We start from the raw sequence: 17,954 nt of genomic DNA on the forward strand, positions 1-17,954 counted from the left end.
CAATCTCGCTGTAAACTGGCCTCCAGCCGCCTTATTCCCGATCTTTTTTACGGATTTGCAGTCCCCTTCGCAAAACATCTGCTTAGCAACTGTTGATATTATTTAGCGCTCGCACTATCTTCTTGCAGCCCTGCACAATTTGCGGCTCGCTGAAGCGGACCCTATTCCCTCTCCACGCACTGTCAGGCAGGTTATGACCCTTGACGCCAGGGTGAGCACATGGCGTTTTCATCCATGATAGTGACCTATGAATGTAACCCTGATAGATACCGTTGTGACCCGCAGCCGGGCCTTAAGCCCGTGGACGGGTTTTTACTTTTTACAGTCATTACTGATTAACTTTGCGCTGGGTTATCCCTTTAGTCTGCTCTACGCGGTGGCTTTCACCTGCGTTCTGCATGTGCTGTGGCGAGCCGCACCGCGCGTGCAAAAAACGTTTATCGGGATCTGTTCGCTGGTCGCTGCACTCTATTTCCCGTTTGGTCAGGCTTACGGCGCGCCAAACTTTAATACCCTGCTGGCGCTGCACTCCACCAATATGGAAGAGTCGACGGAGATCCTGACGATCTTCCCGTGGTACAGCTACGTGGTAGGGCTCTTTATCTTCGCGTTGGGCGTTATCGCCATCCGCCGTCAGCCGGGCGAGAAAAAATCCTGGGGTAAGATCGAAATACTCTGTCTGGTGTTCAGCATTGCCGTGGCGTTTGTCGCCCCTATCCAGAACATTCCCTGGGACGGTAAGCTAAGGCTCATCAATATCGGCTATCCGGTTTTCCGCTTCGTGAAAGACGTCGTTGTAAATAATAAAGAGGTTCTCGACGAACAGGCGCGCATGGCTGAGCTTTCCAATATGAAAGACACCTGGAACGTGCTGGCCGTGAAGCCGAAATATCACACCTATGTAGTGGTGATTGGCGAAAGCGCACGTCGCGATGCCATGGGGGCGTTTGGCGGACACTGGGATAACACACCGTTTGCGAACACGGTCAAAGGCACCCTGTTTACCGATTATGTTGCGGCCAGCGGCTCGACGCAGAAATCGCTCGGCCTGACGCTCAACCGCGTGGTGGATGGTAAACCGCAGTATCAGGATAATTTTGTGACCCTGGCAAACCGCGCGGGTTATCAGACCTGGTGGTTCTCCAATCAGGGGCAGATTGGCGAATACGATACGGCCATCGCCAGCATCGCCAAGCGTGCTGACGAAGTGCAGTTCCTGAAGAACGGCGACTTTGAAGCCGACAAAAACACCAAAGACGAAGCGCTGCTGAAAATGACGGCACAGGTCTTCGCCACCCCGCGCACCCAGCCTCAGCTCATCGTCCTGCACCTGATGGGGTCACACCCGCAAGCCTGCGATCGAACTGGCGGAAAGTACGCGGAGTTTGTGCAGTCTAAAGAGACCTCGTGCTATCTCTACACCATGACGCAAACCGACGACCTGCTCAGCAAGCTGTACGAGCAGCTACGCAATACGGGCGACAGCTTCTCCATGGTCTATTTCTCGGATCACGGACTGGCGTTTAAAGAGCGTGGTAAAGAGGTGCAGTATCTGGCGCACGATGACAAGTTCCAGCAGAACTTCCAGGTGCCGTTTATGGTGCTGTCGAGTGACGATAAAACGCATCGCATCATTAAAGCGCGTCGTTCAGCTAATGATTTCCTGCAGTTCTTCTCGCAGTGGACGGGGATTAAGGCCGAGCAGATAAAAAGTGCTTACCCGTTTGTCTCAAACAAGAAAGCTTCCCCAGTGTACGTTACCAACTTCAAGTTACAGAAAGTTGACTACAACCATCTGGGTACGGATATTTTTGATATTAAGAGTAAGTAGCGGTCTGTTGCCCTCTCCCACAGGGAGGGGGAACAAAACACAAAAAAAATCCGCCACATTGGGCGGATTTTTTATTAGTTCACCGGAGTGATTAGAAGCGGTAACCTACGCCCGCGATCCAGGTGCCAACGTCAACGTTGCGGATACGGCTCTGCTCATAGGAGAAGTCCAGAGCAACGTCCTGGATTGGGTTGAACTGCAGGCCTGCGCCATAGGAGAAGCCATAGTCGCTGTTGCTTGCAGTACGGTTCAGACCCTGGTTTTCGGTCTGCTGGAATTTACCGTAGCCAACACCTACAACACCGTAGATGCTTGCCCAGTCATTCAGACGGTAAGCTGGACCAGCAGTGATACCGTAGTACTGGCCTTTGTTGTATGCGCCGTTTTCAGAACGATCTTTCTCGGTGTAGGTGAAAGAACCGATCACGCCCAGTGGGTTGTTATCCTGCTCGTAGCGATACTTCAGGTTGAAACCGTTAGCTTTGTTCATCACGCCCTGATAGTCGCTCTGAGCGTAACCACCAGTAACAGTAGAAGTAGCAGCTACAGCGGTACCTGCGGAAACAGCCAGTACAGCGGCCAGTGCTGAAAGACATGCAATTTTTTTCATAACCACCTCAAATGTGCTTCAAGTAAGTCCGTAAGTTTTAAATATATCAAAAAAATTTGCGAAACTCTTTGTGATTCGTGATGTCTAATGAAACCTTTCCTGTAACAGAACGTTTCCAGCCTAAGCTATCTCTTTCAAATCACATGCAATTTTCACTACTAAATGCGCATAGTGCGCGTACGCGCCGTTACATTCATCCAGATTATTCCTAATCTATCAGGCGATAAATCCACCAGCGCTTAACCATTTTACGGATTTCACGTGGTTTTTTTTCAACAGCGCCTCAACCGTTGCCGCTTATTTCCTTTACACTGCAACCTTTACCTCATTTGACATAAGCTGACAGGAGAAAGGATGCCTGGGTTATCCCGCACGTCGTCGGTCTGGTTACCGGTAGCCGTCATACTCATTGCCATGTTGTCCATTCAAAGCGGCGCTTCGCTTGCAAAATCGCTTTTTCCGCTGGTTGGCGCGCCTGGGGTCACCGCCCTGCGAATCGTTCTGGGTACGGCGATACTGGTGGTCATTTTCAAACCCTGGCGTCTGCGCTTCAAAAAAGAGCAGCGTTTGCCTCTGCTGTTTTATGGACTGTCCCTCGGGGCGATGAACTATCTGTTCTACCTTTCCATCCAGACGATACCGCTCGGGATTGCCGTCGCGCTGGAGTTTACCGGCCCGCTGGCGGTGGCGCTTTTCTCCTCACGACGTCCGGTTGATTTCATCTGGGTCGTATTAGCCGTGCTGGGCTTATGGTTCTTGCTCCCGCTGGGCCAGAATGTCTCTGAGATTGATATGACGGGCGCAGCGCTGGCACTGGGTGCAGGCGCCTGCTGGGCTATCTATATATTAACGGGCCAGCGCGCAGGGGAAGAGCATGGACCGGCGACAGTCGCGTTGGGTTCACTCATCGCCGCTATCGTCTTTGTGCCCATCGGCATGGCGCAGGCGACGGAATCTATCTGGCAATGGTCCGTCATGCCCATCGGGCTGGCGGTCGCGATTCTCTCTACCGCACTCCCCTATTCTCTGGAGATGATTGCCCTCACGCGTCTGCCGACACGCATTTTTGGCACACTGATGAGCATGGAGCCTGCGCTTGCCGCGATTTCCGGGATGGTCTTTCTCGGCGAAACCCTGACATTGACCCAGACGCTGGCGCTCTGCTCAATTATCGCGGCATCAATGGGCTCAACGCTCACCATGCGACCTGAACCTAAAGTTGAGAAGGTTGATATCAACTAAGGCCATATATTCTGCATGGCTTCCATGCCATGCAGAATAAAGGCCAGAAAGTGGTACATTATAATTTCTTACATACTTTGTCATATTAGCGAAATATCCACCCGCATTAACTTCCCCGTTCAGAAATTAAGATTGATCTGCATCAATTTTTAAAATCACCATTCATTTCAATAAATTAAATTCTCAACCTCCTTTTCGCTATTAAACCGATAGGTACAGCCAGACCGCAGAGAAAAAATCCGGTGCTATACTTAGTTCCGTAATTACCTGGGACATAAACATCAAGAGGATATGAGATTATGAGTACCGCTAAACTGGTGAAAACGAAAGCGTCTAATCTGCTTTATACCCGTAACGATGTATCGGATAGCGACAAAAAAGCGACTATTGAGTTGCTGAATCGCCAGGTGATCCAGTTCATCGATCTTTCGCTGATCACCAAACAGGCCCACTGGAATATGCGCGGTGCAAACTTTATTGCCGTTCATGAAATGCTCGATGGCTTCCGCACAGCACTGGTTACCCACCTCGATACGATGGCCGAACGTGCCGTTCAGTTAGGCGGCGTAGCGCTGGGTACCACGCAGGTGCTCAACAGCAAAACGCCACTGAAGAGTTATCCGCTGGATATCCATACCGTTCAGGATCACCTGAAAGAGCTGGCGGATCGCTACGCCATTGTGGCCAATGACGTGCGCAAAGCGATTGGCGAAGCCAAAGACGAAGATACCGCAGACATTTTCACCGCCGCGTCCCGCGACCTTGATCAGTTCCTGTGGTTTATCGAATCTAACATCGAATAATTCATACGAATTTTCTATCAAACCCTCGCCCTCCGGTGAGGGTTTTGCACATCTATGGTGCACAGTTTTTGTCTGCACACCTGCAAAAGTGAACGAAATGTAATAATCACTTCACACAACCGTTAACGGAAGATTGTTTTTTCGTCAGAATTTACGCTAAATATCTCCCCGTCAGTTGAGCCAAACGAAGCGCACCAAAACAGTGCTCCACTTTGGTGCAATAAAACCTCATTGCCCCATTTATTGTGCAATGCATGACATCATCCCCTTTGCAAAACAATAGCTTGTAAAGTTGGCACGATTTTTTCATTGTGCCACCTGTTCTCGCAGGGGATCGCCCCGTGGATATAAAAGGAAATGCTATGAAGTCTGTATTAAAAGTTTCACTGGCTGCACTTACCCTGGCTTTTGCGGTGTCCTCTCAGGCTGCCGACAAACTGGTTGTGGCGACCGACACGGCGTTCGTTCCGTTTGAATTCAAACAGGGTGATAAGTACGTTGGTTTTGATGTGGATCTGTGGGCCGCTGTCGCAAAAGAACTCAAACTGGATTACACCCTGAAGCCAATGGACTTCAGCGGCATCATCCCGGCACTGCAAACCAAAAACGTTGATCTGGCGCTGGCGGGTATCACCATCACTGATGAACGTAAAAAAGCGATCGACTTCTCTGACGGTTATTACAAAAGCGGCCTGCTGGTCATGGTCAAAGCCGATAATAACGACGTAAAAAGCGTGAAAGATCTCGACGGCAAAGTGGTTGCAGTGAAGAGCGGCACCGGTTCTGTTGATTACGCAAAAGCGAATATCAAAACCAAAGATCTGCGCCAGTTCCCGAACATCGACAACGCGTATATGGAACTCGGCACCAACCGCGCTGACGCGGTTCTGCACGACACGCCTAACATCCTGTACTTCATCAAAACTGCGGGCAACGGCAAGTTCAAAGCTGTTGGCGAGTCTCTGGAAGCACAGCAGTACGGTATCGCGTTCCCGAAAGGCAGCGACGATCTGCGCACGAAAGTTAACGGCGCGCTGAAAACACTGAAAGAGAACGGCACCTATAACGAAATCTACAAAAAATGGTTCGGTACCGAGCCTAAATAATAAGACGTAAAAATGACGTTCACTCGGGGGCGACCTTTCGCCCCTGATATTTTTGAAACACGGTAACAGTAACAGGAAATTATCATGCAGTTTGACTGGAGCGCCATCTGGCCTGCCATTCCACTCTTGCTTGAAGGCGCTAAAATGACCCTGTGGATTTCGGTCCTGGGTCTGGTTGGTGGGTTGATTATCGGTCTTGTCGCCGGTTTCGCCCGCACCTACGGCGGCTGGATCGCAAACCACATCGCACTGGTTTTCATCGAAGTGATCCGCGGCACTCCTATTGTCGTGCAGGTCATGTTCATCTACTTCGCCCTGCCAATGGCATTCAATGACCTGCGCATCGACCCGTTCAGCGCAGCCGTCGTCACCATTATGATCAACTCAGGCGCCTATATTGCGGAAATCACCCGCGGTGCGGTGCTGTCGATTCATAAAGGTTTCAGCGAAGCCGGTCTGGCGTTAGGCCTTTCTCGTCGCGAAACGATCCGCCACGTTATTCTGCCGCTGGCGCTGCGTCGCATGCTGCCACCGCTCGGTAACCAGTGGATCATTAGCATTAAAGATACGTCGCTGTTCATCGTTATCGGCGTGGCTGAGCTGACCCGTCAGGGGCAGGAGATCATTGCTGGCAACTTCCGCGCGCTGGAAATCTGGAGTGCGGTGGCCGTTGTCTACCTGATTATTACTCTGGTTCTGAGCTTCGTTCTGCGTCGTCTTGAAAGAAGGATGAAAATCCTGTGATTGAATTTAAAAACGTTTCCAAGCACTTTGGCCCAACCCAGGTGCTGCACAATATTGATTTGAACATTAAGCAGGGTGAAGTGGTGGTCATCATTGGGCCGTCCGGCTCCGGTAAATCCACCCTGTTGCGCTGCATTAACAAGCTGGAAGAGATAACCAGCGGCGATTTGATCGTCGATGGCCTGAAGGTGAATGATCCGAAAGTGGATGAGCGCCTGATTCGTCAGGAAGCGGGCATGGTATTCCAGCAGTTCTACCTCTTCCCGCACCTGACGGCACTGGAAAACGTGATGTTTGGCCCGCTGCGCGTGCGCGGTGCCAACAAGGCGGCAGCGGAAGTGCTGGCGAAAGATCTGCTGGCGAAAGTGGGCCTCGCCGAGCGTTCGCATCATTACCCATCCGAGCTGTCCGGTGGCCAACAGCAGCGCGTGGCGATTGCCCGCGCGCTGGCGGTCAAACCGAAAATGATGCTGTTTGATGAGCCAACCTCTGCACTCGACCCGGAGCTGCGCCACGAGGTGCTGAAAGTCATGCAGGATCTGGCAGAAGAAGGGATGACGATGGTTATCGTGACCCACGAAATCGGCTTTGCTGAGAAAGTGGCTTCCCGCCTGATCTTTATTGATAAAGGCCGTATCGCCGAAGACGGTAACCCGCAGGAATTAATTGCGAATCCGCCGAGCCAGCGCTTGCAGGAGTTCCTGCAGCACGTCTCCTGATCCATCGCTTCACGCTAAGCCGGGCATGCCCGGCTTTTTTACGCCAGATTGTTCCCAAAAATCCCCCTCCTCGCCCCGACTTCTATACTTATCATTTTGTTCGACATTTTCACCGGAGGACGCCGTGCCGTGGATCCTGTTGCTGTTGATTAGCCTGTTTAGTGCGCCATCGTTCGCCGTCGCGATCCCCGGCGTTACCACCGGAACCACTGCGACGAAGAGCAGCACGCCGCCACCGGAGCCCGATGTCGAACAGAAAAAAGCCGCCTACAGCGCCCTTGCCGATGTCCTGGAGAACGACACCTCCCGGCAGGAGCTCATCGGCCAGCTGCGAAAAGCCGCCGCCACACCACCGCAAGAGCCGGTGCCCACTCTCACTCCTGCGCAGGTTGAGGAGCAAAAAACGGTGCTCGAAAACGTCACCTACGTCAGCCGCCACTATGGTGAAGCGCTCTCCTCGCGCTTTGCGCAGCTCTATCGCAACCTGATTGGCTCACCGCATAAGGCATTTAACCCTCAAACATTTACCGCCGCCGCCACGCAGTTCCTGATGCTTGCGGGTGCGGTATTTCTTTTTTACTGGCTGGTGCGTCTGTGCGCGTGGCCGCTGTACCGCAAAATGGGGCAATGGGGACGCAGGAAGAATCAGCAGAAAAGCAGCTGGCTACACCTGCCGTTGATGATCGCCTCAGCATTTATCATCGATTTACTGCTGCTGGCGTTGACGCTGTTTTTAGGCCAGATGCTGGCCGACAGGCTGAATGCAGGCAACAGAACCATCGCCTTCCAGCAATCGCTTTTCCTGAATGCCTTTGCGCTGATTGAGTTCTTCAAGGCGCTGCTGCGGTTACTCTTTTGTCCACACGTCCCAGCGTTGCGTCCTTTCTCCATACGGGATGAGAGCGCAAAATACTGGGCACTGCGTCTGAGCGTGCTCAGCGGGCTGATTGGCTACGGTCTGCTGGTGGCGGTGCCGATCATTTCCAACCAGGTGAACGTCCAGTTTGGTGCCCTGGCAAACGTGATTATCATGATCTGCATTACCGTCTGGTCGCTGTATCTTATCTTCCACAATAAAAAAACCATTACCCAAAGCCTGCTGAATCTGGCCGACCGCTCCCTCTCGTTCTTTAGCCTCTTTATTCGCGCGTTCGCCCTGGTGTGGCACTGGCTGGCAAGCGCTTACTTCATCGTACTGTGCTTCTTCTCGTTGTTTGACCCGGGAAATAGCCTGAAATTTATGATGGGGGCGACGTTCAAAAGCCTGGCCATTATCGGTATCGCGGCCTTTGTGTCGGGGCTGCTGTCCCGCTGGATCTCGAAAACCATCACCCTGTCGCCGCAGGTGCAGCGTAGCTACCCTGAACTGCAAAAACGGGTCAACGGCTGGATGTCGGTTTCGCTTAAGGTGGCGCGCATTCTCACCGTCTGCGTGGCGATTATGCTGCTCCTGAATGCGTGGAGCCTGTTTGATTTCTGGAACTGGCTGCATAACGGCGCAGGCGAAAAGACCGTCGATATTTTAATTCGTATCGCCCTGATCCTGTTTTTCTCCGCCGTCGGCTGGACGCTGCTGGCGAGTCTTATCGAGAACCGTCTGGTATCGGATATTCACGGCAGACCGCTGCCCAGCGCCCGCGCCCGTACGTTACTGACCCTGTTCCGCAACGCGCTGGCGGTGATTATCAGCACCATTACCATCATGATTGTGCTGTCGGAAATCGGGGTGAATATCGCCCCGCTGCTGGCGGGTGCTGGTGCGCTGGGGCTGGCAATCTCCTTCGGTTCGCAAACGCTGGTGAAGGATATTATTACCGGCATCTTTATCCAGTTTGAGAACGGGATGAACACGGGGGATCTGGTCACGATTGGGCCGTTAACCGGCACGGTAGAGCGGATGTCCATTCGTTCTGTCGGCGTGCGCCAGGATACCGGGGCGTACCATATTATTCCCTGGTCTTCGATCACCACCTTCGCCAACTTTGTGCGCGGTATTGGCTCCGTCGTGGCGAACTACGATGTGGATCGTCATGAGGATGCAGATAAAGCGAAGCAGGCGCTGCGGGATGCGGTAGAAGAGCTAATGCAGATGGATGATATTCGCGGGCTGGTGATTGGAGAACCGTCGTTTGCCGGCATTGTCGGGCTGACGAACACGGCATTTACCCTGCGCGTGTCGTTCACCACGCAGCCGCTGAAGCAGTGGACGGTGCGTTTTGCCCTCGACAGCATGGTGAAAAAGCACTTTGATCTGGCGAACGTGCGGATGCCGGTGCAGACGTACCAGGTGTTGCCGCCGCCCGCCTCGCCGCTCCCTCCGCAGGAGCCGACGCTGTAACCGAGCCGGGTGGCGGCTTCGCCTTACCCGGCCTACGACGGAGTGTTATTTGCGACGTTTGTTATCGTCCATAAACGACCATGCGATAAAGCGGCTCTGTTTCTGGCCTTGCGCCATCTCTTTTTTCACCACTTTAACGGCACCCGCTTCGGTCAGGGCGCGGTAGAGTGGCGGCAGGTTATCCCCCCGGGAAACCAGCGTTGTGAACCATTTCACCTGGCGGCCAAACTGCTTGCTTTCCGCAATCATGCGCAGGATAAACGCCACTTCGCCCCCTTCACACCAGAGCTCCTGCTGCTGTCCGCCGAAGTTCAGCGCGGCGTCTTCAGCCTGACCCAGATTGCGACGCTTGCGCTCGCTGCCCGCGCGGGCCGCTGCCGCCGAATCATGGAACGGCGGATTGCACATCGTCGCGTCATAACTTTCGTTTTTGTGAATAATGCCGTTGAAAATCGAGGCCGCATCTTTCTGACGGCGCAGGCGAATGGCGCGGCTTAATCCAGGGTTTGCGCTGATAATCGCCTGGGCGCTGGCAAAGGCCTCGTCACCGATTTCACTTCCGGTGAAGCGCCAGTGGTATTCATGCGCGCCGATTAGCGGGTAAATCAGGTTCGCCCCGGTACCGATATCCAGCACGGAGGCTTGCTGGGAAACCGCTCCGTCACGATCGTCTGCGAGGAGATCGGCAAGATGATGGACGTAATCAGCGCGGCCCGGCACGGGCGGGCAGAGAAAGCCTTCCGGAATATCCCAGTGAGCCACACCGTAAAAATGCGCCAGCAGGGCTTTGTTCAGCATTTTAACTGCCTGCGGGTCAGAAAAGTTGACCGACGGTTCACCCGCTGGGGTCTGGACAATGTAATCCTGCAGCGCAGGGCAGCTCAGGCATAACGCATTCATGTCGTAGCGGCTGCGGTGGCGATTTCGCGGGTGCAATCCCGGCTTTTGGGAAGTCATGGCATTCTCCTTTAAACAGCGGCGTAAGATACCCTTTGCTGACCCAACGGTAAATCTTTCTCTGCAAAGCTCAAAAACTCACCATAAATCAAACACCTTTATGTCTATGATCTGTCAGCGAATTGTCAATTAATATCGTTCAAAAAATAAGCAGATCATCATCAAATATTTGCGCTAAGTCACACTCGTCGGGCTTCTAAACTTAAAGGGAATCACCTGTTGTTTCCTCATGAGGATGTGATTATGAAAAAGTATCTGACCCTTGCTGTTCTCGCCGGCGTCCTGGCGGCCGCGTCATTCTCTGCCATGGCCGTTCAGTCCCTTAACCAGAGTACCGATACCAGCCAGCTGCGACCTGCGGGCACCGTCTCGGTAAGCCGTGCAAGCAACCTTGACGATCTGCAGGATAAACTGGCCGAAAAAGCCCGCCAGGAAGGTGCAAAAGGATTCGTGGTCAACTCCGCTGGCGGAGATAACCATATGTACGGTACAGCGACCATCTATAAATAACCTGCCTGTTCTATCAGACTGCATCTGCCCAACGGATGCAGTTCTCTTCCCCCCTCGCCTTGACTGTTCATTTTTTGACCCCATAGTGAAATGTATGACTTAAACAAGTGATGGAGGACTTCATGGCTTCCGGTTGGGCAAATGACGATGCCGTCAACGAACAGATCAACAGTACGATTGAAGATGCGGTTGCACGCGCTCGCGGTGAAATCCCGCGCGGGGAAAGCTTATCTGAATGCGAAGAATGTGGGGAACCTATTCCGGAGGCGCGCAGAAAAGCCATCCCCGGCGTACGGCTTTGTATAACCTGTCAGCAGGATAAAGACTCAAAAAATTTATCACACTCAGGATATAATCGCAGAGGATCGAAAGACAGCCAGTTACGTTGACCTTCCTTTACGTAAGCTAACCGCGTAACTGCGTTGCTTTACGCTCACGATTTTTAGCCACACGCGTAGCAAAACGTGCCGTTGATCTCGCTTCTGTAAAGCGCATCAACAAGAAGTGTAAAGCAATGCTCTGAATTTATTAATATTCAATAAGTTATTTGTCATTCAATTTTTTTGAGCAATCACGTCAATTCTCTTCGATTTTATCTTCCGCAGAAAAACGTGATACTTATCACATCGACGGAACATCGTCCCCTTAACAGAATAACCTGCGAGAGATTAATTATGAAAACCATCAAATATGCTGTTGCTGCTGTTGCCCTGTCCGCTCTGTCTTTCGGCGCTTTCGCTGCAGAGCCTGTTTCATCTGCTCAGGCGCAAAGTATGAATAAAATCGGTGTGGTAAGTGCAGAAGGCGCGACCACGCTGGACGGTCTGGAAGCCAAACTGGCTGAGAAAGCCGCAGCTGCCGGTGCAAGCGGATACAGCATCACCTCCGCGAACACCAATAACAAGTTGAGCGGTACTGCGGTTATCTACAAATAATCGACCGAATGAATGCTGTACCCTCGCCATACCCTCTGGTGAGCTGCTCCAACCCTCATTGACCCTGTTGTTGTTACCCTTGCTTGCCCGTCCGCCACTGGACGGGCTTTTTTTTACTTAAAAAGCATCATTAACGCGTTTCAACCCGGCTTCCACCGAGTCAACTTCGCCTGTGGCGAGCAAACAGCAGGCCATCTGGAGTTTGATCGAATGTGGAACAGGCACATTCCCGGCAAGGCACTGCTCAATCCAGTGTGCCGTCGTATGCGGATCTTTTGCCTCAGGCAATATCACACCGGTATTCTCTTCCCCACGTTCCAGAAGGACGCGCGTACCCGCAGAATCAATCAGCATCACCTGAGGGCAGCGCTGCGGGTTAGCATAAACCTCGCCTTCTGTGCCATGCATCAGCAATGCTCTGCCGCCGATGTCGTCAAAAAATTGCCCCACGCGCGCCACGTATTCCGGGTGCGAGACGCTGGAAAGACGCAGGGCATTATCTTCGCCAAACGGTGTTGCCAGCTTCGCCAGGGTATGCGCGCTGTTACGCACGCCCATGCGCCAGCGCATATCAAGTTGCTTTTCGAGCGGCGGACACAGCGCCTTGACCGGAATATAGACCGGCTGGTGCCCGTCCAGCTTCGCCTGCGCCTGTCCGGCATGCAGCGTTGGCTCAATGCCCAGCAGCTCGAAGATAGTTTCCGTCAGCACGCGCGTGGGATCTTCACTTACACCGTGCACCACCACCGGGAAACCCAGCTTGTGTAATAAGATAGCGAGCAGCGGGGTTAAATTTGCCTGCTTACGCGCACCGTTATAGCTAGGGATAACGATCGGCATCGGTTTTGCCACCGGTGGCGTTAAGCGCAGCATTTGCACCTGCATGGCTTCATAGAAGCCGCGCATCTCCGCTTCACCCTCACCTTTAATACGTAGCGCAATAAGGATCCCACCCATCTCCAGATCGGGCACATCACCGTTCAGCATATGGGTGTACAGGGCACGGGCCGTTTCCTGATCCAGGTCACGGGCGTGGTTCTTTCCGCGCCCCACCTCTTTGATAATTTTACGATAATCCACGACATCTCTCCTTGCGGCTCTTTGCAGTTACTATAGCGCCGATAAATGTCGAGCGGGTAATCATTTCCCAGACACCGGGAAACGGTCGCAACACGCAATAAGGATAAAAATGGTCTGAAGTTAAATTGAGCAAAAAATAATTCTCAGCGATAGTTCACACCGAATTAATCAGCCACGTGATGATTAAAGTCATAAGTGTCTTACTTTCATTCAGAGGATTAAAATGAAAAAAATTATTATTGCGGGCATCGCTGCCGGGATGGCGTGTGCTTCGGTTTCTGCATTTGCATCCGGTGGTGAAGGGCAAATTAATTTCACAGGTGAAATTATTGACTCTGCATGCACGGTCGTAAATGGTTTAAGTAACCCACTTGATGTTTCATTAGGTAAGGTTGCTAAATCTGCATTTACCGGAAGTGGTTCGACGACGTCGACAACCCGCTTTAGTATTCAGCTTAAAGATTGTCCCGAAACCGTTACCAGCGCCTCGGTGACGTTCGGCGGGACGCCGGATAGTGGCAATAAGGATGTCCTTGCTGTGACGTCCGGTACCGGTGCTGCATCCGGTGTGGGTATTCAGTTGCTGGATAAAACAGAAAACCCACTGAGTTTATATACGGCTTCCGCCGCATATACCCTCACCTCAGGAACAACAACGAACGATCTGCAGTTTGGCGCACGCTATATCCAGACCGGACAGACTATTTCTGCCGGACTGGCGAATGCCGCATCAACCTTCACCATTGTTTACAACTAATAAAACAGATATTAGCTACTCCGGTAGTTAATATCTGTTATTTTTTATTACGGTTTCACTATGCGAAAATATCTTCTGGCCTCATCCTTTTTATTCATCGCTTCTGTCGCCCATGCAGGTATTACCATCGGCGGCACGCGCGTGGTTTACCCGGAAAATAAAAAAGAATCCTCCATTGGGATCGCAAACCCGGACAATCTCGATTATCTGGTTCAGTCATGGGTCGAAACGGAAGATAAAGCACGCGAGAAAGCACCGTTCCTGATTACACCACCTCTGTTCCGCCTTGATGCGAAGCAGGACAACGTTCTGCGCATCATCAGAACCGGGGGGGATTTACCTGGAGATCGTGAATCCCTGTTCTGGTTGAATATTAAATCTATTCCCTCTTCCGCGCGCAATGAAAACACCAACACGCTGCAGATCGCGATTAAAACCCGAATTAAGCTCCTCTATCGCCCGACAAGTATTACCGGAAAACCGGAAGATGTCACCACGCAATTATCCTGGCACGCACAGGGTAACCAGCTTATTGTAGAAAACCCCACGCCGTTTTATATGAACTTCCAGGAGATAAAGCTGGACGGTAAAAAAGTCGACAAAACCACCTATGCCGCACCTAAAAGTGAAACACATTTCACCACGCCGGGAAATATCACCGCACACTCGGTAAGCTGGAAAATCATTAATGACTACGGCGGTATCAGCCAGTCATATACCGCGCAAATTAAATAATCATCCAGGGATAGCTGGAAATAATTATGAGCTGGGAATATACCACCAAACCACCCAAACAACACGGACGCTCAATGCTTATTGCACTGGGGTGTACCTTGCTGGGTGTTTGCGCGCAAAAAGTTCTGGCCGAAGATTATTTCAACCCGGCGCTGCTGGATATCGACAACCCCAGTCAGGGGAAGACGGATCTCAGTATTTATGAGATCGGCCCCGGCCAGGCGCCGGGTAAATATCACGTCGACGTCTTCGTGAACAATAATAAAGTGGCAAGCAAAGAAATTACGTTTACGCTGAAAAAAGATGCCAGCGGAAAATCGATCCTGCAGCCGTGCCTGAGCGCGGTCCAGCTAAAAAGCTTCGGCGTTAACATTGATAAATTCGTGCCGGATGATAAGGCTCAGTGTATTGACCTGAGCCTTATCCCTTCCGCCAGCGCCACGTTTCACGTAAATCCGCAGCAGCTGCTGTTAACCATCCCCCAGACCGCTATCACCCAGGTACCGCGCGATTACGTCGACCCTCAGGAGTACGACGAAGGGATAAATGCCCTGCTGCTGAACTACAGCTTCACCGCCGGGGACAACCACGGCAAGGGCGAAAACGGTACCGACCAGCGCAGCGAATTTCTTAATCTGCGCCCGGGTCTTAACCTTGGGGCGTGGCGCTTGCGTAACTACTCCACCTGGAGCAAAACCAGCGGTGACGGTGACGCAGAAAGTGAGTTTTCGTCGGTCTACACCTATGCCCAACGCGATATCATCGCCCTTGGCAGCAACGTCAAATTCGGGCAAAGCTCGTCCCCCTCCGATGTATTCGACAGCATCTCATACACCGGGGCGCAGATCGCTTCGGACGACGACATGCTCCCGGACAGCATGAAAGGCTTTGCACCGGTGATCCGCGGAACAGCGCACAGCAACGCCCAGGTCATCGTCCGCCAGAACGGTTACGTCATTTATCAGAACTATGTCGCCCCCGGCGCGTTTGAAATTAACGATCTCTACCCCACCGGCGGCAGCGGCGATTTGAACGTCACCGTTAAAGAGACGGACGGCAGCGAACAACATTTTGTGGTGCCCTACGCGTCGGTGCCGGTCTTGCAGCGTGAAGGCCGCTTTAAATACAGCCTTACCGCTGGGCGCTATCGCAGTTACGACAGTGACGTTGAGAAAACGCCTTTCATGCAGGGCACGGCAATCTACGGGTTGCCTTACGGCTTTACGGCCTACGGCGGCGTGCAGGCCAGCCAGTACTACGATGCCCTGGCGCTGGGGGTCGGTAAGAACATTGGCGATCTCGGCGCGTTTTCGGTGGACGTTACCGACGCGAAGTCAGAGATGCAGGACAAGGATCCGACTCACGGCCGCGCCTGGCGCATTCGCTACAGCAAAGATTTTGCCACCACCGGCACCCATTTTTCCCTTGCCGGCTATCGCTATAACAGCAAGGGATTCTACACCCTGCAGGACACCCTGGACTCGCATACCCGCAATGACGACTGGGAAACGCCGGACACCCGACGCAGCCGCGAGGAGGCCACTGTCGACCAGTCCCTGGGCGGTTCGTTTGGTTCGCTGACCTTAAGCCTGGTCAAAGAGAGCTACTGGAATGCAAGCCAGGGGATGACCTCAATGAACCTGGGTTACAACAATTCCTGGCACGGGATCAGCTACGGCCTGAGCTACGGGCTGGATAAAAACACCCGTGACGGCAGCGACAACAATAGCGAAAAAACCAGCGAGCAGACCATCGCCTTCAACGTCTCTGTACCGCTCGATCGCTGGCTCAGCAACACCTGGGTGAACTACAACCTGAGCAGCACGAAACACGACACGACCCAAAGTGTTGGCCTGAACGGCACCGCGCTTGCTGGCAATAACCTCAGCTGGGGCGTTCAGCAGGGCCACAGTCAGAGCAGCGGCGACAGCACCAGTCTGAATGCCGATTACAAAGGTACCTACGGTGAAGTGAACGCCGGGTATTCGCAGGATAACCAACAGCAGCAGCTCAACGTCGGCCTTCAGGGAAGCATGATCGCCCATGCGCACGGCGTCACGCTGGGTCAGCCAATGGGGGAAACCGTGGCGCTGGTTGAAGCGCCAGGCGCAAGTGGTACCGACATCACCAACCAGACCGGAGTCAGTACCGATTTCCGCGGCTACGCCATCGTGCCCTATGTTTCGCCATATCGCCATAACACGCTCGCCCTGAATACCGAAACCCTGCCGGGTAACGCAGACATAGACCAGGCGGCAAAAACCGTCACGCCAACACGCGGAGCGGTGGTGCGCGCGCATTACACAACCCATGTGGGCAGCCGTGTTCTGATGACCCTGCAGCGCGCCGACGGACGTCCAATCCCGTTTGGGGCAACCGCTTCGCAAGCGCATGAAGACGGTGAATTCATCGTTGGAGACGGTGGACAGGTCTATCTGACCGGAATGCATCCAAAGGGAACTCTCAACGTCAGTTGGGGTAAATCGAGTGATGCTCACTGTACGGCGTCTTACCGTCTGCCGGGGACTGATAACAGTCAAATCCTTAACGTTACTGCGCAGTGCGTGTAACCCTTTTTCAGGAACAACAGAAGATGTTCAAATATGCTTTCACGCTACTCCTGCTGGTGTCATGTACATTTATGATGCCGCGCGCCCATGCGGAAAACTGCACCAGCGCCGATTTGCCCTACACACTCAACGCCGGCACCCTTGCCGTTCCAACAACCCTGTCCACCGGCAGTGTGATACCGGGTTCAACGCAGACGCATATCGTCAACGGCAGCTGCACGGGAACTGTTTCGAACCGCACCATTATTTCCTGCTACTACGGAACCGGAAATGAAGTCGACGGTTTTCCGGGCGTCTACGCAACGGGGGTAGCAGGTGTGGGAATTGAATTGCTTAACAACAGTGGACAGATCATACGGGGCAAAGGGATGGGATGTAATACTACATCCACCCCGATGGGGACGATCGGCACTGACAGTAATCAGACATTTTCGTTTAGTTATACGATAAAACTCATCAAGACAGGGCCATCTGTCGGTAGCGGTACCCTCTCTCAGGCTTTAAATGTTTATGGATTTGGTGACTATGCCTCTAACGGGATTAACGGCGCCAACAACGTGAGCCACTACTCAGCCACCCTTTCGCAAAGAACGGCCACCTGTTCCATCGATCCGCTTAACCTAACCGTTACGCTAGGTAATTTCCCGGTAACCCAGTTTACTCATGTCGGTAGCTACTCAGCCTGGAAGACATTCACTATTACGGCAACATGTTCAGAAGAAGTGAATCTGACGGCCTCTGTCACCAGCGCCAACGGGGTTAACAGCCAGTACGGCGATGTCATCAACCTGACGCCGGGTAGCGACAGCGCTACGGGCGTCGGCGTGCGTATGCTGATAGACGGTGTTGACTTAATGTACAACTACCCGCTCCCCTTTGGCGGCACAGCCGAACCCGGCGTACCGATGGCGCTTCCCTTCTCAATCCAGTATTACCAGACAGCCTCTACCGTCACGGCGGGAAAAGCCAATACGGTAATGACAATCGATATTGAGTATAAGTAATTGTATGAAAAGA

Annotated in this window: 17 protein-coding genes; 14 read left to right on the forward strand and 3 right to left on the reverse strand. The window is 52.7% G+C overall.

Annotation, left to right across the window (positions count from 1 at the left end; genetic code table 11):
- Window positions 1-247 precede the first annotated feature (247 nt).
- Window positions 248-1,831 carry a phosphoethanolamine transferase gene (locus PYW49_RS06570; RefSeq protein WP_134349336.1) on the forward strand — a complete coding sequence of 528 codons (1,584 nt, stop codon included), beginning with the start codon at window positions 248-250 and terminating at the stop codon, window positions 1,829-1,831.
- A 91-nt stretch (window positions 1,832-1,922) separates the two neighbouring features.
- On the opposite strand, the gene ompX is transcribed toward PYW49_RS06570, so the two are convergent.
- The gene (ompX, locus tag PYW49_RS06575) at window positions 1,923-2,441 is read right to left on the reverse strand and encodes an outer membrane protein OmpX (RefSeq protein ID WP_024908709.1); all 519 of its coding nucleotides are present in this window, start codon (window positions 2,439-2,441) and stop codon (window positions 1,923-1,925) included.
- A 354-nt stretch (window positions 2,442-2,795) separates the two neighbouring features.
- Between ompX and rhtA the strand changes: the two genes are divergently transcribed.
- The 6 genes from rhtA (at window position 2,796) to ybiO (ending at window position 9,393) form a co-directional block, all read left to right on the forward strand.
- The gene (gene rhtA / locus PYW49_RS06580) at window positions 2,796-3,683 is read left to right on the forward strand and encodes a threonine/homoserine exporter RhtA (protein WP_320386026.1); all 888 of its coding nucleotides are present in this window, start codon (window positions 2,796-2,798) and stop codon (window positions 3,681-3,683) included.
- A 299-nt stretch (window positions 3,684-3,982) separates the two neighbouring features.
- The gene (gene dps, locus PYW49_RS06585; RefSeq protein WP_134349338.1) at window positions 3,983-4,486 is read left to right on the forward strand and encodes a DNA starvation/stationary phase protection protein Dps; all 504 of its coding nucleotides are present in this window, start codon (window positions 3,983-3,985) and stop codon (window positions 4,484-4,486) included.
- Window positions 4,487-4,848: 362 nt separating this feature from the next.
- The gene (gene glnH / locus PYW49_RS06590) at window positions 4,849-5,592 is read left to right on the forward strand and encodes a glutamine ABC transporter substrate-binding protein GlnH (RefSeq protein WP_023310880.1); all 744 of its coding nucleotides are present in this window, start codon (window positions 4,849-4,851) and stop codon (window positions 5,590-5,592) included.
- Window positions 5,593-5,676: 84 nt separating this feature from the next.
- On the forward strand, window positions 5,677-6,336 hold the full coding sequence (gene glnP / locus PYW49_RS06595; RefSeq protein ID WP_010428919.1) for a glutamine ABC transporter permease GlnP: 660 nt from the start codon (window positions 5,677-5,679) through the stop codon (window positions 6,334-6,336).
- Window positions 6,333-7,055, forward strand: a complete 723-nt coding sequence (gene glnQ / locus PYW49_RS06600) for a glutamine ABC transporter ATP-binding protein GlnQ (RefSeq protein WP_148242769.1) — start codon at window positions 6,333-6,335, stop codon at window positions 7,053-7,055. The genes glnP and glnQ overlap by 4 nt, the downstream gene beginning before the upstream one ends.
- 124 nt (window positions 7,056-7,179) lie before the next feature.
- Window positions 7,180-9,393: a mechanosensitive channel protein gene (gene ybiO, locus PYW49_RS06605; RefSeq protein WP_320386027.1), complete on the forward strand. Its 2,214-nt coding sequence runs from the start codon at window positions 7,180-7,182 to the stop codon at window positions 9,391-9,393.
- 45 nt (window positions 9,394-9,438) lie between these two features.
- On the opposite strand, the gene rlmF is transcribed toward ybiO, so the two are convergent.
- Complete coding sequence (gene rlmF, locus PYW49_RS06610) at window positions 9,439-10,350, reverse strand: 23S rRNA (adenine(1618)-N(6))-methyltransferase RlmF (RefSeq protein WP_320386028.1); 912 nt, start codon at window positions 10,348-10,350, stop codon at window positions 9,439-9,441.
- 243 nt (window positions 10,351-10,593) lie between these two features.
- Between rlmF and mcbA the strand changes: the two genes are divergently transcribed.
- From mcbA to ybiJ, 3 genes are all read left to right on the forward strand, one after another.
- A complete protein-coding gene (gene mcbA, locus PYW49_RS06615; protein WP_134349342.1) occupies window positions 10,594-10,860 on the forward strand; it encodes a DUF1471 family periplasmic protein McbA in 267 nt (88 codons plus the stop codon).
- A 122-nt stretch (window positions 10,861-10,982) separates the two neighbouring features.
- Window positions 10,983-11,249, forward strand: a complete 267-nt coding sequence (locus tag PYW49_RS06620; RefSeq protein WP_320386029.1) for a DksA/TraR family C4-type zinc finger protein — start codon at window positions 10,983-10,985, stop codon at window positions 11,247-11,249.
- A gap of 285 nt (window positions 11,250-11,534) precedes the next feature.
- Complete coding sequence (ybiJ, locus tag PYW49_RS06625; protein WP_320386030.1) at window positions 11,535-11,795, forward strand: DUF1471 family protein YbiJ; 261 nt, start codon at window positions 11,535-11,537, stop codon at window positions 11,793-11,795.
- 117 nt (window positions 11,796-11,912) lie between these two features.
- On the opposite strand, the gene ybiB is transcribed toward ybiJ, so the two are convergent.
- Window positions 11,913-12,875: a DNA-binding protein YbiB gene (gene ybiB, locus PYW49_RS06630; protein WP_320386032.1), complete on the reverse strand. Its 963-nt coding sequence runs from the start codon at window positions 12,873-12,875 to the stop codon at window positions 11,913-11,915.
- A gap of 223 nt (window positions 12,876-13,098) precedes the next feature.
- On the opposite strand from ybiB, the gene PYW49_RS06635 reads away from it, so the two are divergent.
- From PYW49_RS06635 to PYW49_RS06650, 4 genes are read left to right on the forward strand one after another with little or no spacing between them, the layout of a single operon-like run.
- Window positions 13,099-13,632 (forward strand): fimbrial protein, encoded by a 534-nt coding sequence (locus tag PYW49_RS06635; RefSeq protein WP_134349345.1) that lies wholly within the window; start codon window positions 13,099-13,101, stop codon window positions 13,630-13,632.
- 60 nt (window positions 13,633-13,692) lie between these two features.
- Window positions 13,693-14,367 (forward strand): fimbrial biogenesis chaperone, encoded by a 675-nt coding sequence (locus PYW49_RS06640; RefSeq protein WP_320386033.1) that lies wholly within the window; start codon window positions 13,693-13,695, stop codon window positions 14,365-14,367.
- Window positions 14,368-14,393: 26 nt separating this feature from the next.
- Window positions 14,394-16,937 (forward strand): fimbria/pilus outer membrane usher protein, encoded by a 2,544-nt coding sequence (locus PYW49_RS06645; RefSeq protein WP_320386034.1) that lies wholly within the window; start codon window positions 14,394-14,396, stop codon window positions 16,935-16,937.
- A gap of 23 nt (window positions 16,938-16,960) precedes the next feature.
- A complete protein-coding gene (locus tag PYW49_RS06650) occupies window positions 16,961-17,941 on the forward strand; it encodes a fimbrial protein (protein WP_320386035.1) in 981 nt (326 codons plus the stop codon).
- Window positions 17,942-17,954: the final 13 nt, after the last annotated feature.

Origin of the sequence: Enterobacter chinensis (assembly GCF_034008295.1) — a bacterium.
Classification (GTDB): Bacteria; Pseudomonadota; Gammaproteobacteria; order Enterobacterales; family Enterobacteriaceae; genus Enterobacter; species Enterobacter chinensis.

Coding starts and splice junctions, on each gene's coding strand:
- PYW49_RS06570 (WP_134349336.1), top strand. CDS start 248: ATGAATGTAACCCTGATAGATACCGTTGTGACCCGCAGCCGGGCCTTA.
- PYW49_RS06640 (WP_320386033.1), top strand. CDS start 13,693: ATGCGAAAATATCTTCTGGCCTCATCCTTTTTATTCATCGCTTCTGTC.
- dps (WP_134349338.1), top strand. CDS start 3,983: ATGAGTACCGCTAAACTGGTGAAAACGAAAGCGTCTAATCTGCTTTAT.
- ybiJ (WP_320386030.1), top strand. CDS start 11,535: ATGAAAACCATCAAATATGCTGTTGCTGCTGTTGCCCTGTCCGCTCTG.
- glnP (WP_010428919.1), top strand. CDS start 5,677: ATGCAGTTTGACTGGAGCGCCATCTGGCCTGCCATTCCACTCTTGCTT.
- glnH (WP_023310880.1), top strand. CDS start 4,849: ATGAAGTCTGTATTAAAAGTTTCACTGGCTGCACTTACCCTGGCTTTT.
- ompX (WP_024908709.1), bottom strand. CDS start 2,441: ATGAAAAAAATTGCATGTCTTTCAGCACTGGCCGCTGTACTGGCTGTT.
- PYW49_RS06635 (WP_134349345.1), top strand. CDS start 13,099: ATGAAAAAAATTATTATTGCGGGCATCGCTGCCGGGATGGCGTGTGCT.
- PYW49_RS06620 (WP_320386029.1), top strand. CDS start 10,983: ATGGCTTCCGGTTGGGCAAATGACGATGCCGTCAACGAACAGATCAAC.
- rhtA (WP_320386026.1), top strand. CDS start 2,796: ATGCCTGGGTTATCCCGCACGTCGTCGGTCTGGTTACCGGTAGCCGTC.
- mcbA (WP_134349342.1), top strand. CDS start 10,594: ATGAAAAAGTATCTGACCCTTGCTGTTCTCGCCGGCGTCCTGGCGGCC.
- rlmF (WP_320386028.1), bottom strand. CDS start 10,350: ATGACTTCCCAAAAGCCGGGATTGCACCCGCGAAATCGCCACCGCAGC.
- PYW49_RS06650 (WP_320386035.1), top strand. CDS start 16,961: ATGTTCAAATATGCTTTCACGCTACTCCTGCTGGTGTCATGTACATTT.
- PYW49_RS06645 (WP_320386034.1), top strand. CDS start 14,394: ATGAGCTGGGAATATACCACCAAACCACCCAAACAACACGGACGCTCA.